The sequence below is a fragment of the Bacillus sp. 491mf genome (genome assembly GCF_900112415.1).
Lineage (GTDB): Bacteria > Bacillota > Bacilli > Bacillales > Bacillaceae_G > Bacillus_A.
Genome location: NZ_FOLV01000010.1, coordinates 23,577 through 38,290 on the forward strand (window position 1 = coordinate 23,577; position 14,714 = coordinate 38,290).

Below are 14,714 nucleotides of genomic sequence, written 5' to 3' on the forward strand. Positions count from 1 at the left end.
TGGGCTTGATTTTTATAGCGTCACGACGTTGCATATATTATGTTGCAAATTGAATCCCGAAAATAATACGATATTCGTAGCAAAATAGAAAAATAGATTTATGCAACGTTAGGGGCAAAAAAATGAATTACGCATATATTCGGGTGTCAACTCCGCAACAAGACTATACATTTCAAAAAAACGAAATACTTACATATTGCGAGGCTAACAAAATTGAATTGTTGGAAGAATGTATTTTTGAAGAAAAACAAAGTGGAAAAAACATGGAGAGAGAACAATTTCAAATTCTTATGCAGCGGCTCAATCCAGGAGATACACTTATTGTCTATAAACTAGATCGTTTAGGTAGAAATCTTTCTGATATGATCCGTACGCATGAAAAACTGATCAAACATGATATTGGGGTTATTGCTATTAACGATAACATTGATACGCGGAAGAAAGATGATATGACTACGAAAGTAATGGTTACAATCTTATCTTTATTTGCTGACATTGAACGAAACTATATACTGGAGCGAACGCAGGCTGGACGTATGAAGTATGTAGAAAATGGTGGAAAACTGGGGAGAACTCCTAAAATCAATAAGTCTAAAACGGATCTAATACTTGAGTTACTTGATCAAGGAAAAACGAAACAAGAAATTGCTGATTTTTTAAATGTTGATAGAACTACTATTTATCGAACATTAAAGCGAAATGGTTATTAAAATAATTTTGAACAACAAGTACTATCTATACTTTTATAGGCTATATTCATTTTTCTATAAAATTTTCAGTTTTACTGAAGGGATGCATCACAACAGCAGGAGCTAAACTATAGATATTGGCTCCTCCTATTTGCGAATTATTTGATTATAAATGATATGGTTCTAAAGTTATATAGTACGATAATTAATGATTTTAACGAATACACTTTATGGATTTATATTTTTTATTCAGCCTATAAAATCTTGTAACAAATATCCAATTGTCATGATAGCCATTAGCCCATTAACGATAAGAGCTATTACAATTGATAATTCTGTGGTAGGTGAAAACATAATAACTAGTGAAACAATAGCTGCAAGAAAAGGAATTACTTTTCTTGTTCTTGTTATGCGAAATTTTTTGCTTTTTTTTAGTTGTGGTAGTATTCTACCGATAATTAACAAGAAAGGAGTGGTAGCCAATATACCTAACCAACCAAGAGGACTTTCAACAAACCAAGGTAAAAATGGCATGGCTGAAGAAAATATAAATAAGTTCAGTACTAACAGAACTAATTGTATAAGTGATAATCTTATATGTAGTTGTTTCATTTCGTTACACCTCCGATACTATACAAATTTAATTATGTTTTATTTTTTAACGGTGGTCACTTTGTACAGTAAAGGATTCTCAAGACTTCATAGCATGTTTTCCCCTCGATTTCTTGCTAATCTGTCAAGAAAAATCCATCAGTGTTTTCATAATATAGAAATATAGTATACATAGAATAAGGGAATGCAGTACACATCAGCATACAAGCATTCCCTTGTTATTATTTTACATTTTATGTCCCCACTGGTCAAAGTGATAATCTTTACCGTCGATTTTAAACCAACCGTCTGCATAAAGTGAACCATCTTCTCTAGCACAATACCAAAGGTATCCGTATGCAAGAGGCCAAGGTCTATATCCCCCACCAACGTTGAACCATCCTGTTTTAGCTGCCCCATTCTCATCGAAGTAATAATATTTATTATCGATAGTTTGCCAGCCCGTTTGTGCTACGCCGTTATTGTCAAAGTGGTATATCTTACCATCTATTTTTTCAAACCCTGCTCGGTTAACTGATCCATCTTCATGAAAATAATATCTTTTTCCGTCAATGTCTTTATGCGCATTGAACGTAGAATTGAGGCCATTTTCGAAGTAGTATCTTTTACCGTCTATCATTTTCCAACCGGTATAGGAAGGTCCATCTTCTAAACTATAATATGCTATTGTGTTCGCATTTTTGTTGATTCCTGTTTTCAAAATCGAACCGTCTTTATTAAATGCTAATATTTTGTTGTCAAACTTAACATTAATAGCACTGTCTATAACTTGTCCATTTAGATTAGAAACCCTCTCAAGCACACCTTTGTCGGAAAAGTGAAGGATGACATTTTGATCTTCTAGACGTAGTTCACCTTTCTGGACCACAGTACCTCCGAAATGATAAATTTTACCATCAATTTCCCGTAAACCATTTTCAATAAGTGCTCCAGAATCATCGGAATAGGAACGACCATCATATCCACTCTTGCTCCATACTGATCGTTGCAAAGCGCCAGAATCATCGAAAGTATAAAACTTACCCTCAATCCGTCCTACACCAGCTTTATTTCTCGCCGTAGCTAATTCGCCATTAGACGGATCAAAATAATAAGTTTTCCCCTTAATGTCTTGCCAGCCTTTCAAAAGGGCTCCTTCAGCATCTGCAAAATGATATTTCGAATCTTTGTTTACCCAACTGTTCTTTATCACGTTTCCAGAGGAATCTTTTGCAATCAATTTAGTAGAATCTTTTTCATCAGCTACAAACTGTGCTCCGTCATACTTATGTTTCTCATTTTCTTTACCCGGATACCACTCTATTAACCAATTATGAATTTCATCGTTGCTTTTATCATCGAAACGAATTTCAGAGTCGAAACGCTCGCCAGTACCGAACTTGTAAGTATCCCTATCACCAGCTAAACTTACTCCATTCTTGTTATTCAAACGGAACTGAGATGAACCACTTGCATTATTTTCCACCTGAACAAGTTCAAATACTTCATCATCGCCAAGCGAATCGGAATATTGAAGTTCGTTTCCTTCTTTTCCTGAAAGGTATTTTGAACCTGTTTTTACGATTACTTTATTCGTTCCTTTTTTATAAGGGATAATTTGATAAGGTTTACCATCATTTAGTCTAATGTATTCCAGTAGCAGACCTGTCTCTATGACGTTAGTACGCTCTGCCAATACATCAGATAATCGATCATAAAAATCTGCACGAGCTTTAGGGTCATTATTAACATAGTTGTCAAGGACATCTTTAGATACTGGCTTTGAAGTCAATGTTATCAATCGTTTTTGCTCATCTGATAATTTATTTGCTATCTGATCAAATAGGTAATCTGAATTTCTAGCAATCACCGTCCAATCGCCAAAGGAGTCGCCGGAATATTTTTTGTAAAGTGGACCAAGGAATCTTGGGTTTTTACCAGATGCTTTTTCTACAAATGCATGTTGGCCTTGATTCATCACAACTCCGGTCTTTCCTTCGTCTAATTGTGCTTGTGTAATGTAAAGAAGATCGTGTTCTGAGACATTTGCTGCATTAGGGTTTAAATCTATAATTGCACCTGCTTCAGTAATTTTAAGCTGCTGCCCAGATCTTAGTTGATGAATTTCAATTCTTCCATTTGGATAGCGTACTTTAACTGGTTTAAGAAAATTTGAATCACCTTGTGTATGATACATGGAAATATTAAATTCCCCAGATGTAAAACTAGGAGCCTGGTAAGTTTCGTTTTCTGCATATACATCAATGTGAGTGCCTGGGTCTGGATTCCCTGGGGTTATTCCAAGTGCTTCATAAGTGTTTGCTACAGCACCTAATACAGTAATACCTATATCTAATACCGCACCTATCCCTGCGCTAGCCTTATTTTCTGCAATCGGTGCCATAGAAAAAAGAATTCCCAATGCCGCTGTAGCAGGAATTACCTTCTTTCCAATTCCATTTGTTTTAAATTTCTTTTTCATTCCGTTCTCCTCTCTTTGTGAAAATATTCACTTTAGAATCATCTAAAATTAATGTTCTGAAGTTCAGCATAGTTTAAAGACCTTTCAAATCCCTTGCATAAGTGTTACAAAAGTCTTTCATGAAATTATAAAGAAATCACGTAATCTGGAAACCTTTTCAATATAAAACCATTTATCCCCTTTATTAACCAATAAACAGGAAACTTTCATATTACTACCAACTAATAATTTGAAGTAATTGTGTATTTCTCCACATTCTCCATACTAGTTTCTTTCCTACAATTAAATTGATATCGTTTCATCGTATATCGTTAGAAACCCTTACAAAATACAGAGATCCAAGTACAGAAAAAGTACACATATTATTGTTAGCATGAGGTAAAGAGTAAACGGATTCTGTTATTCATCTCGGCCGAGCATCTTTAAAAATCAAAGAAAGACTTTTGTAATATTTACGAAAGTAATTTGAAAGACATTTAAAGTAAGATAAGCTTATTCCTGATATATATGCAAAACACTTTATATCTTGTTTTTCTAATACAATAAGAATATCGAAGTTGCTTAACAATCATTTCTTGAATTTTAAGCAATTTATGAGTTGCAAGGTACATTTGTTACAAGTAACTCATGAAATGAATGAATAACTCGTTCAGATGTGTTAGAAAAATAAAATTGATCTAACCGAGCTTCCCTGAGCTCCTTTGAAATCAACAAACCCCACAGAAAACATTTTTTGTTCTCTGTGGGGTTTGTTGTGCTTTTATGGAGGATGATTTGATTTATGAATACTACGTGTTCTAATGCTTTATTAAAATCCCGTATTTCCAGCAACTAGCTTTAAAAAGGAGATAGTCAGCACGATAAATAGCGTACGCAGTAAAAGAAAAGTAAAAGAACCCTACATAATGTAAGGTTCTTTAATCAGGTGATGTGCTGTACACCATAAATAATCATGAGAAGTTGAGTGAGCAGAATCAACTTCTTTTTATATTAGGAGTCACGTCACCAAAAGTAAAAAATCGTACAATTTTCTTTTTTTGATAAGGTGACCCCTCTTATAACACTTCTGTTTCTAAACTATCACTTCAAATTCCTTATTCTTAACGAATGAATCGTTTCAACCAAGATATCATTTTATTTAAAATTCCTGTTTCATTATTTAATACTTGATCGTTTTCTTTTAATAATGGGTTGGACTCTTTTTCTATTTCTTGAGGTATTGATTGCTCTTCCCTAATAGGATTTACTTTAACTTCGATAGACTGTCCTTTTATTTCGCTGGAAGGATTCATTGATGTAACCTTAGCCTTTAGAGGGGGTCTACTTCCATTTACCGTATTACTCCCTTTACAACCGCACCCTTTATGAAGTGTAGGTTGATTTCCAGATGCTGATCCCCTTAGTTCTTCCTGCATTTGAATCCCCCCTTATTCTTATATTGGAATAACATACAGATTTAAGTGTGACATCTTGACGTTTTATCTCTAACTGTTAGATAGATCCACAGCTAAAGTCAATAAATCCTGTAATCAAAAGTTCGTCTCCAACGAACTGAGTAGCTGTGACTTGCGGTGTTAATAATGCACATCTATCGACTGTATCACAATTGAAATTGCTTGCTGCACAAGCAAAACAAGTCTGACTAACTGCTACTCTCTTTGAGAAGAAAAGGTCTGTATCTAATACCGAACGACCACAAGCTGCTGATCGTATAGGGATGCTGCCAAGTACCTCAGCAAATCCTGTGAATTTTACAGTATCGAGAGTAACGACGCATGGAATTCCAGGCTCATTTGGGCATAATTCAATAATAACCTCTGTTTCACATTGACCTACAGTACAGTTAAGATCAGCGCAAACGTTAATAGACGGAGTTCCATTAAGAGTAACAGGGCAAATAGTAGGAAGTGGTATCGTACCAGAGAAAGGTATTCTCCGAACAGTACATTCAGGAAGACAATCTACCAAATATCGAACTTGAGCAATTGCAAAAGTATCAAGACTAGCGACGATTACTTGATTGATAGCAGGACAAGTACATTCTATTTCAGCAACGAACAATCTAGCACCAGCAAAGCCATCTACTTCCCGAGTAATACTTCCCACAGGTACACCACCTGAAAGAAATATAGCTGTAAATACAAATGTCTCAAAAAAGTTTGGTTCAAGTTCAAATCCGAAGACTCTAACTGGAACATTCAAGTCCATTATCAGCGCGAGACTTGAATTTTCTAAAACAGGAGGAGTTGGACTTTCTGACTTTGGAGGAGAAGACCAAGTTGCCCAAGTAGTCGGAACCTAACGTCATGTCACAGGCGAACTAAAAGTTACAGTTTGGAATCCATCAGTGATGGAGCTAACAGAGGTACCGTCAGCTATACCTGTAGTTGCACTTTGATATGCTGCATTAGGTTGCGAAATTGGGGTGAAACTAAGACAAGGAGCTAGAACTTCTGGAAGTGCAATCTTTTCCGCGTTTAGAGGAGCACTTCCTCCGTTATTACTCTTATCTTTCTTCAAAATTCATCTGACCTTTCTAATTATATTAATTAATTTGAGTCATATTAAGACTCATTATAGCCTATTTAATAAGGTGCAAAGTTGTATAGTAAATAAGACTAGCCCAATATATTTTTTTGAAATTTTCACTATCATTAAAAGAGAATCAAAAGTAGAGTTATATAAACACAATCTCTATGCATATAAGTTAGAAAACCGACATTTTCGTCTCATTAAGCACATACAAAACAAGAGGCTATCCAAAAGTTTCACTTTTTTGGATAGCCTCTTTTATATGATATTTCAATTGTACTGTTATCGTGAAGAAGCACGAAATAAACCATATTCTCCTTCTAGATAACTGTTTTCTCTTCCATAGCTATATCTCTATTCACTAAATTCAAGTAGAAGTGCGATATTGTTGTAAAGTAATATGGATAAATCCAAAGAAACGGAATACCAATTGTGAAAAATAGAATAACAGCCCCTAAAATGAACCATCCGATAAAACTTAAAGACAGTATAAATAAATCGAATTTGTGCCCTTTCATCATTTCTTGGCTCTTTTTAAGCGCTTCGCTCGCCGTATATTCTGGATGATCTAACATAATATAGTAAGCCATTGAATAAGAGAAACATTTTATAATACCTGGAACAATCAGCAATAAGCTCCATAAAAATACGTATACACTCATTAACAGAGCTAGCTTTATAGATTTAAATATATTCTTTTTTCGAAATCCCTCAAACAAATCATCAATTGTAGTAGATTCTCTTTTCGCTAAACGTAATGTAAGATTACAATATCCATAACTCATAATGCTTTGTAAACCTATCAAAACAAGAGATATAATCACGAAAGTAAGTACATAAGAAGTAGCACCTACTGCATTCAACCTCTCATCTCCTGTAGGGGAAGCACTAGCATTCATAATTTCACTGAATAAGAGGCCTAGGAAGAAAAGCGGAAATCCGATAATAAACGTGCCAATAGTAGAAATAATATAATATAAAAACGATGCCCCTGCTCCTAATCCCCATTTACCTTTTAATGAAGATAAAGCTGCCTTTTTAAAGTCACTGATCAATTTAACCTCACCTTTCCTTTAATTTGTTATTATATGGATAATAATAGTATTTTTTAACAACATTCATTTATTTTTGCTTTGTAAAACGGTATGTTTGGAAAGAATCACCATCAAATAGTTGCATTTTACTATCTGTAAAGTTTTGGACTTTATATGATACGTCACTTCTTTGTGGTATGAAAGATTCTCCGTCTTGATATGCTTTCTTTATAATTAACTTTAATTCACTTGATAGTACTTCCTCACGTTTTAGCACGTTTTCATACCTCTTGCACTACTTTTGTTTCACATATCGAGTTATAGCTTTTGAATCCTCATTGTACAATTGTAAACTCTTTGTATCGTAGTTTTGCACTTTATAGTTTATGTCTTTATGGACAACTTCTGCTACTACTCCATTTGCCATTTGTTTTGAGATATGTAGTTTTAACATCATATTAGACTTATCGTACTCCCATGTACCTTCGATATAGTTTGTTTTATTTGGATAATCACCTGCGGTATATACCTCAAATGTCTTAGGACTCCCGCCTTTTAAGATAAATAACGGGTTAAACTTACCATCACGAGTTACACCCCAATTAGCAATTAACTCCGTACCATCTAGTACGTTCTTTTTAACTGCATTGTAGTCTACCCCTGCATCTGTAGTGGAATCTTTTAGGTCTTGAGACTCTACCCCTCCACCTTTTGATTTTGTTACTTCGTTTTTCATCTCTTTGTAGACTGCAATCCAGTACTTATCACCTTCATGTAAAATCTGTTCAGCCTGTTCAACGATTTCCTTGTCTGTTCTCTTATCATTTGAGTTTGACTTATCTCTTGTATAAGCGTCTTTTAACAAAGATAATGATTTCTTATACTTTACAACTGCCTTTTCAATATCCTTTTGTGTATCTACATATTTATTAGGTGGGTCAATTGCCTCAAACTTAGCGATTACCTTATTTGCTTTGTCTATACTAGATAGAATGTCTTGCTTTGATTTCTTGCCGTCAAGAGAATCATTTATATTAGTAGTTAATGTTTTAAATGATGCTTCAAACTCATTACCTAAGTCTATTAAGTATTGAGGGTAGTCTTCTGCTAAAACTCTTACTTTCTGAACATCTTTACTAGACTCTTTTGCTTCTGCTTTTGACTCTGATTTAGACTCAGTCTTTGCTTCTTTAGAAGGTTTCTCTACTGTTCCACAACCACCTAATAACATAATAGGAAGTGCTAAAGTTACCAGTTTCTTTGCTTTCATAAACATATACCCCTTTGTTTGACTTATTAGATTTTCTAGATTAACCTTTACCTTGTCTTTCCATTTCTCCTAATCTATCACCTATTCGTGTAGTTATCTCTTTTGAGAGTTTACCTGCTTCATACATTTTCTGCTTGGATAATTCCATCTTTTCTTTATTCTTTTCAGAAAAGGCTTCAGTTTGTAATCTACATGCTTCTTCATACGTTTCCATTACTTTAACCATCTGTTTTTGCTCTTCCACAAATTCATTAGGTGGGTTGATTTCTTTTATCTTTTTGAAGTCTTTATTTAATGACGTCACCATTACTTGGTGGTCTGCCTTAAACTCTTCATAAGGTTTATCTGTTTTAAGTAGGTTTTCAATATCAGTAAAAATTTTAGTTGCGTCAGTCATTGGCTCTATTAAAGCAGGTGCGTATTCTTCAACTTTTAGTTTCCTAGTTGAATTTACTGTTTTTTCCTCTTTTGACTCTATCTTAGAGCCTAATTTCTTTTCTACTTTGTCAGTTGAATCTGTTCCACAACCTCCCAATAGCATAATTGGGAGGACAAAAATTACTAGTTTCTTTGCATTCATAAATATGTACCTCTTAGTACTTTAATATTAAATTATTTTTTCTTTACTGCCGTTATCGCTGTACCTTTATCATCTACGATTTCAAATGAGTTACCAGTGAATGACTTAACTGTATATGGTACTAGACCTCTCATCTCGTTTTTACTGTATGTCTTACCGTCTTTTACAAACTCTTTTGGGTATAACTTCAGTTTCTTCTCGTCTGCATTGTAGTACCACTCACCTGTCATATGGTTGTCTTCATATGCCTTAGCTTTACCTGTATCATCAAATCCAGTGAATGTATGGTCTTCTCTAAACTCTAGTGCTTTGTGGAATACAGTTCCATCATAACGACCCCAAGAACCATACCACTCACTGCCCTCTTCTGAAATTGTAATTTCACTTCCGTTATCTGCTTTCGTGTCTGACTTTGTAGTTGGAGTATCAAACTTTACTCCTGTTTTGTCACTTATGGAGTTTGCTTTATCTATATTTGCTTCTTGAAGTGGTTTATACCCCTCCACCATATAATCGTTACCTTCTTTAATCTTTTGCATTAAATCTTTTGCCGTTTCTTTATCAGTAGACCCATCTTTTGCAATCTTAGCCTGTTTTGCATATGCTTCTGAATAACAATCTACCCCTTTTAAGATTGTCTTATGAGCGTCTGCATACTCTTTAGGTGGTTCAATTTGATGGAACTTCTTGATTATCTTTTGTAAGTTTTCTTCTTCTTTTAAAATCTCTTTTGTTAACGTCTTCTCATCTTTGTTCTTATCCATTGCTAACTCTGTTATGGTAGCGATTTTACCCATTAACTCAGATGATAAACCAGTCATACGTGTTGGGTATAAGTCTTTTGATAACTTCTCTTTCGTTTCTTGTTTTGCTTCTACTTTATCTTTTGGCTTGTCTGCTGATGAATTTGTTCCGCAACCCCCTAATACCATTAACGGAATTGCAAAACATAGTAACTTATTTGCTTTCTTCATGGATATACCTACCTTTTTTGTTTTTATTACCCACCCTCATTTATCGTATCATTCACCTATTTCGTAGTCAAAAAATCTTCTATACTTGTAAAGTTGAGCATGAGGCAAGATTATTTCTTGTCTCGTCTAAAAAAAAGCAACTTGCCAGAAGAAAGAGAAATTCTATGAAACAATGAATTTTAGATATTATCACCTATAATTATCCATTGTATTTTATTGCTTAAAAATAAGAATTCAACCCGCTATAAGCCTGAATTCAAACTAGACTCAAACCAACTTAAAACAAAAAACAATAAGTAACCAATATAAATAATGGTTATCATTACCACATTCACTATGTTTACAAATTTAATTATCTTATTAAATAGTTTAAAGTCTTTAAAACGTTTTATTGCCCATGATATTATGTAGTATCCAAAAAGAAATTGATTTAGCATCATGCTAAAACTTAAAATACCTAAAGTTGTTTGAGTTAAATCTAGAGATTTGTTTAAAGATATAACTACCACTACACCAATCATTGCCACGATCGTAAATATCCAAATTAACGCTGACTCGTTTATGTATTTTTTTTGAATCCAATATTTTAATGCTAATGCTATAATAAACGTTTGAAGAACAAAGAATAAACTTCTAACTGCATAATCTAATGCTGTTGGTAACAATGTAATCCCTCTCTCATACCTATTCGTTTAATTAGAAATCTTAGATGTCACCGTCCATTACTTTTCATTAACCATACAATTTTTCTAACTCTACTAAGCTCTTTTTGTGGTTTGATAAGCCAACTGTAAAACTGTTCGGCTTCATTTCGAGTACCCCTTTGTCCTCTATTAACTTTATAGTGACATTGGATTTAATCATACCTCTCTTTACACTTACTTTCTCTACTTTATCTAATTCTAAATAAACAATATTTTCAGTAGGATCACCAGTTGTAGGACTTAACTCTATTAGTATGATTCTCTTACTTGTGAATCCTACAAGGTAATGTTTATTTAAAGCGAGTGCACCCAAGCCAAAAACTAAGTATTGAGAATGAGATGCCATGTTCATCACGTAGAAGTAATGAACATAAGTCTCACCTTCTACCATTAGTTTATCGAATACTTTGTCTGCATTTTTGTTAGTTAACATCTTTTATTCTCCCCTCTTTTATAACGAAAAAATGGTTATTTTCCCCTTGAATATTTAAAACAATCAGAATTAAGCACTATATTTACCATATATTCCACAAATCCTCATGTCAATTTAAATATAAAAAAGCACTTGCCTGTCTATGGTAGATGAGCAAATGCTATAAGTTTGTAAGTTTTATAGTGACAGCATGAATGCTTTTTGTCCAACACGATGCGTGTCTAAATCTGGTACGCCTTTGATTTCATTCAATTTATAATTACCTAGGTCTAACAAATTAATACATTCGAAATAATAATGGTTGATTACAGATCTATTCTCTTATGATTTTAAAAATAATTGTTTTAGTAAGAATGAATCTAAGTGAACGGAATCATTAAGTACTACAATTTTTAATTTTTGTTTATAAAATATGATGGGGCAATTTCGTAGTCATTAAGAACTCGACTCTTTCATGACTATTCTTCTTGTAAATATTTTTTCACGATAAATTCAACTTTTTCTCTCGTGGTTAAATATTCAAAGGAAAAATTTCGTTGGTATGATGTTTTTCCTGTGTTAAGGAATTTCATACGAAATGTTTTATTTGGTATTTCAGATTGTAAAAAAGAAAAAACATTATATATATCATCAATCAGCTGCGGGTTTTTCTTAAACTGCAGCATATCATTGCTAAACTGCAAAGTAACAGCATAAGCCTCACAATCACTGTCTTCAACATGGGAACAAGATATCTCTTTGAATGCTAAATGTTCATTTTCAACACCATTGGTTTTCCCATCCAATTGCTTTCTAATAAGATACGTCCAATACTCTTCAGACTTATTTTTCATGACTAATAAAAGTTGTTTTTTTGTAGTAATATTTTGAATGTCTTCCAAACGAAAGTCAGTAAGACGACTTTCGTTATCTAATATTTCAATTCCAGTGATTAGTTGGTTGTTTTTTTGAACGAGTTGCATGAGTGCAAATAAACGATCTAGTTCGTTTGTTTCAAATTGGCTAAAATCTAGTTTTGGAATTGTTTTTAGTGTTAAAAACAACTCGGATGTTGGCTTTTCATCAACTGAACTTCTTTCATCAATTCTATACTGCAGCACATTTTCACCTTGAGCAGGCTCATACCCTAGTTTTCCAATTTGTCCTAAAAGCGGTTTAAATGATTTATATGCTTCATAAGTATGTAACCCATCTTCGTATTCATCACCAAGAATTGATGAAAAAAACAGCCCATCTACTTCCACACGGAACTGAATATTTTTGTTGTTTTTTACTTGAACAGTATGCCAAGTATGACCCATATTCCCTTCATGAATAGCACCTCGGCTTGATACAATTACATCTATTCCATATTTATTTTTTATGTACGTTTCTATTTTATCGTTACTTTGACTTTTATATAAAAAATAGATAAAGCCGCCTATACTCCCAATGAATAGAATAATAAACAAGGTAACGATACAAATGACAATCCCTATTTTCTTCATAATCTCCCTCCCCAATGATTATACTATTATCTTGGGTGGGATTTTCAATATATTTGTTGCTCCATTAGTAGCATTCTTTAAGAATAGAGCCTATTTTTATGAGCGGATTACACAATACTCGTTGAGGAGGTAACAAAGTCTTACGTTTGTAATTCCGTTCAATCCATATATGGTTATAGGAAGAAAGAATTATAAGTCGATAGGAAAACCTTTAGATGGACATAAAAAGCTAATTGAAACGTGAGTTTGAGGCGATAGCAGCAGAATGGAGGATATTATGATAAAAATCGATAGAGACGGTGAAGCCTACTGGAGCGAAACTGTTGATTTAGGTGTTTGATAAAGAATTTCTTAAGTTAATGGCAATAAGATCACTTCACATATTCTTTTCATATAGTTATGGGTTATTTTTTTACTAATTAATTGAAGATTTTATTATATTGTCACCGATAAAGGCTTTTTTACCATTCACTTATATTACCTTACTCATCATTTCTTTATATATTAATGACTAATCAATTAATTCAGGAGGAATCTTCCACACTTAGAAATATATAATTAGCAAATTACTATTCTTGATTACGGCATTTTATATTCCCAATCCTAAATTTTCCCTTTTTGTGTCATATAGATCAAACCCTTCCATATGCCAAAAGCTCTTTAACCCAATCGTCTGATATAGTTGAATTTCCTCTTTATAAATTGGGTACATACCCACTAAATGTATTGATCCATCACATGTTTTGATTTCTGCATAATCTTTACTTAAGGTTGCCGGAGCGAAAACAAAAAATCCTACCATCTCAGATTCAGCTGAAATCTGTTTATCAAAAGTAAACAACGAACCGTAAGAAAAACTTTTCTCTCCCTTAAACTGTGATGCAAAATAGGCTGTCGCTAATCCCCAACTTTCATCTTGCGTTTCCAGCGTTAAAATGATTTCTGGTCTCCCATTCTTCCAATCTGGATGATGTCCTTCTGATAGCCTATACGTAATAGATGTCATCATGCCGGTTTCTGGTAAATCACGATAAAAGAAAACGTGGATAGGTGCATCTCCATTTTCAAGATTCATTTCCCTAATAACATCCGCTTTTCCAAATAATTCTTCCAATCCGTCTATAAAAGCCTCAGCTCTATTCTTCATAGCAACCTCCCCCTCCTATAAAATCACGTTTTTTAGTTTACTTATCTTTCAAAATCTTAAAACTCCATCTTTCGTACATTTCGGGGAATTGATCACACATATCAATACTAGGACCAAAACTGTAAATTGCATATTCGCTATTGTCTAATTCTTTTGTTATTATAATTGATGGATATCTTCCCAATTCAATTCACTCCTTAATTAAGCAAACGCTTTATCTAAAGAGATTTTAAAATATTTATCCCGCTATTCGTGGGCAGTAATACTCCCACCTCAAAATTCAGCGAAAGCATTGTCCAGCTCTAGCGGCTAGAATCTCCGGCCGTTTCCGCTTTTCTTAAGAAGTTAGGTGGGAGATAAACTGCCCGTAAAAGCCCGATTGGTTCACTTTATTATGCTTCATATGCCATGCGATCAGGAAAGCCTTCATTCCTTTTCAGACATCGGACAATTCTAGTACATGCACAATCAAAATAATGTTGTCTCATTGTTTCTGAGTTCACTGAAGCTTGTTCTAAATCATAAAACATTCTTTCCTTTTTATTAAAATACAGTTTTCCGACTTTATCGGGTGATTCAGAGGGATAATATTGATAAACAACTATCTCTTCATCTTCAAGTTCTTTCGTCATTACTAAACATACCGCCATATATAAAGGCCTCCTTATATGTCTTTCATGTATTCCAGTATTTTTAGCTATAGCTTTAATATCAGAAGTCGATTCTCTTATTTCTTCATACTTACTTACCGATATTCTCTCTATTACTATTAATACATCTGCGATACCACG

15 protein-coding genes are annotated in these 14,714 nt (G+C 33.7%); 1 reads left to right on the forward strand and 14 read right to left on the reverse strand.

The features are described 5' to 3' along the window. Nucleotides 1-122 precede the first annotated feature (122 nt). Nucleotides 123-710, forward strand: coding sequence for a recombinase family protein (locus tag BM211_RS11670; RefSeq protein ID WP_090997382.1), 588 nt, complete (start codon nucleotides 123-125; stop codon nucleotides 708-710). A gap of 228 nt (nucleotides 711-938) precedes the next feature. Here BM211_RS11670 and BM211_RS11675 read toward each other — a convergent pair whose 3' ends face one another. The 14 genes from BM211_RS11675 to BM211_RS11745 form a co-directional block, all read right to left on the reverse strand. Next, the gene (locus tag BM211_RS11675; RefSeq protein ID WP_090997385.1) at nucleotides 939-1,301 is read right to left on the reverse strand and encodes a hypothetical protein; all 363 of its coding nucleotides are present in this window, start codon (nucleotides 1,299-1,301) and stop codon (nucleotides 939-941) included. Nucleotides 1,302-1,527: 226 nt separating this feature from the next. After that, entirely contained in the window at nucleotides 1,528-3,762 is a 2,235-nt protein-coding gene (locus BM211_RS11680) for an N-acetylmuramoyl-L-alanine amidase family protein (RefSeq protein ID WP_090997388.1), read from the reverse strand. A gap of 1,100 nt (nucleotides 3,763-4,862) precedes the next feature. Then, nucleotides 4,863-5,177 (reverse strand): hypothetical protein, encoded by a 315-nt coding sequence (locus tag BM211_RS11685; RefSeq protein ID WP_090997390.1) that lies wholly within the window; start codon nucleotides 5,175-5,177, stop codon nucleotides 4,863-4,865. A 76-nt stretch (nucleotides 5,178-5,253) separates the two neighbouring features. Beyond that, nucleotides 5,254-5,970 (reverse strand): hypothetical protein, encoded by a 717-nt coding sequence (locus BM211_RS11690; RefSeq protein ID WP_218160799.1) that lies wholly within the window; start codon nucleotides 5,968-5,970, stop codon nucleotides 5,254-5,256. Between the two features lie 644 nt (nucleotides 5,971-6,614). Continuing rightward, nucleotides 6,615-7,349 carry a DUF975 family protein gene (locus BM211_RS11700; RefSeq protein WP_090997398.1) on the reverse strand — a complete coding sequence of 245 codons (735 nt, stop codon included), beginning with the start codon at nucleotides 7,347-7,349 and terminating at the stop codon, nucleotides 6,615-6,617. Nucleotides 7,350-7,416: 67 nt separating this feature from the next. Continuing rightward, a complete protein-coding gene (locus tag BM211_RS11705; RefSeq protein ID WP_035437880.1) occupies nucleotides 7,417-7,605 on the reverse strand; it encodes a hypothetical protein in 189 nt (62 codons plus the stop codon). Nucleotides 7,606-7,623: 18 nt separating this feature from the next. Continuing rightward, complete coding sequence (locus BM211_RS11710) at nucleotides 7,624-8,598, reverse strand: DUF7018 domain-containing (lipo)protein (RefSeq protein WP_035437882.1); 975 nt, start codon at nucleotides 8,596-8,598, stop codon at nucleotides 7,624-7,626. Between the two features lie 40 nt (nucleotides 8,599-8,638). After that, complete coding sequence (locus BM211_RS11715) at nucleotides 8,639-9,178, reverse strand: DUF7018 domain-containing (lipo)protein (protein WP_035437883.1); 540 nt, start codon at nucleotides 9,176-9,178, stop codon at nucleotides 8,639-8,641. A gap of 32 nt (nucleotides 9,179-9,210) precedes the next feature. After that, entirely contained in the window at nucleotides 9,211-10,152 is a 942-nt protein-coding gene (locus BM211_RS11720; protein ID WP_090997401.1) for a DUF7018 domain-containing (lipo)protein, read from the reverse strand. Between the two features lie 242 nt (nucleotides 10,153-10,394). Continuing rightward, a complete protein-coding gene (locus BM211_RS11725) occupies nucleotides 10,395-10,817 on the reverse strand; it encodes a hypothetical protein (protein ID WP_090997403.1) in 423 nt (140 codons plus the stop codon). A gap of 67 nt (nucleotides 10,818-10,884) precedes the next feature. Continuing rightward, on the reverse strand, nucleotides 10,885-11,289 hold the full coding sequence (locus BM211_RS11730) for a PH domain-containing protein (RefSeq protein ID WP_090997406.1): 405 nt from the start codon (nucleotides 11,287-11,289) through the stop codon (nucleotides 10,885-10,887). A gap of 458 nt (nucleotides 11,290-11,747) precedes the next feature. Then, a complete protein-coding gene (locus tag BM211_RS11735; RefSeq protein WP_090997409.1) occupies nucleotides 11,748-12,776 on the reverse strand; it encodes a hypothetical protein in 1,029 nt (342 codons plus the stop codon). A gap of 589 nt (nucleotides 12,777-13,365) precedes the next feature. After that, nucleotides 13,366-13,923 carry a suppressor of fused domain protein gene (locus tag BM211_RS11740; RefSeq protein WP_090997412.1) on the reverse strand — a complete coding sequence of 186 codons (558 nt, stop codon included), beginning with the start codon at nucleotides 13,921-13,923 and terminating at the stop codon, nucleotides 13,366-13,368. A gap of 392 nt (nucleotides 13,924-14,315) precedes the next feature. After that, nucleotides 14,316-14,573, reverse strand: coding sequence for a hypothetical protein (locus BM211_RS11745; RefSeq protein ID WP_090997677.1), 258 nt, complete (start codon nucleotides 14,571-14,573; stop codon nucleotides 14,316-14,318). Between the last annotated feature and the right edge of the window lie 141 nt (nucleotides 14,574-14,714).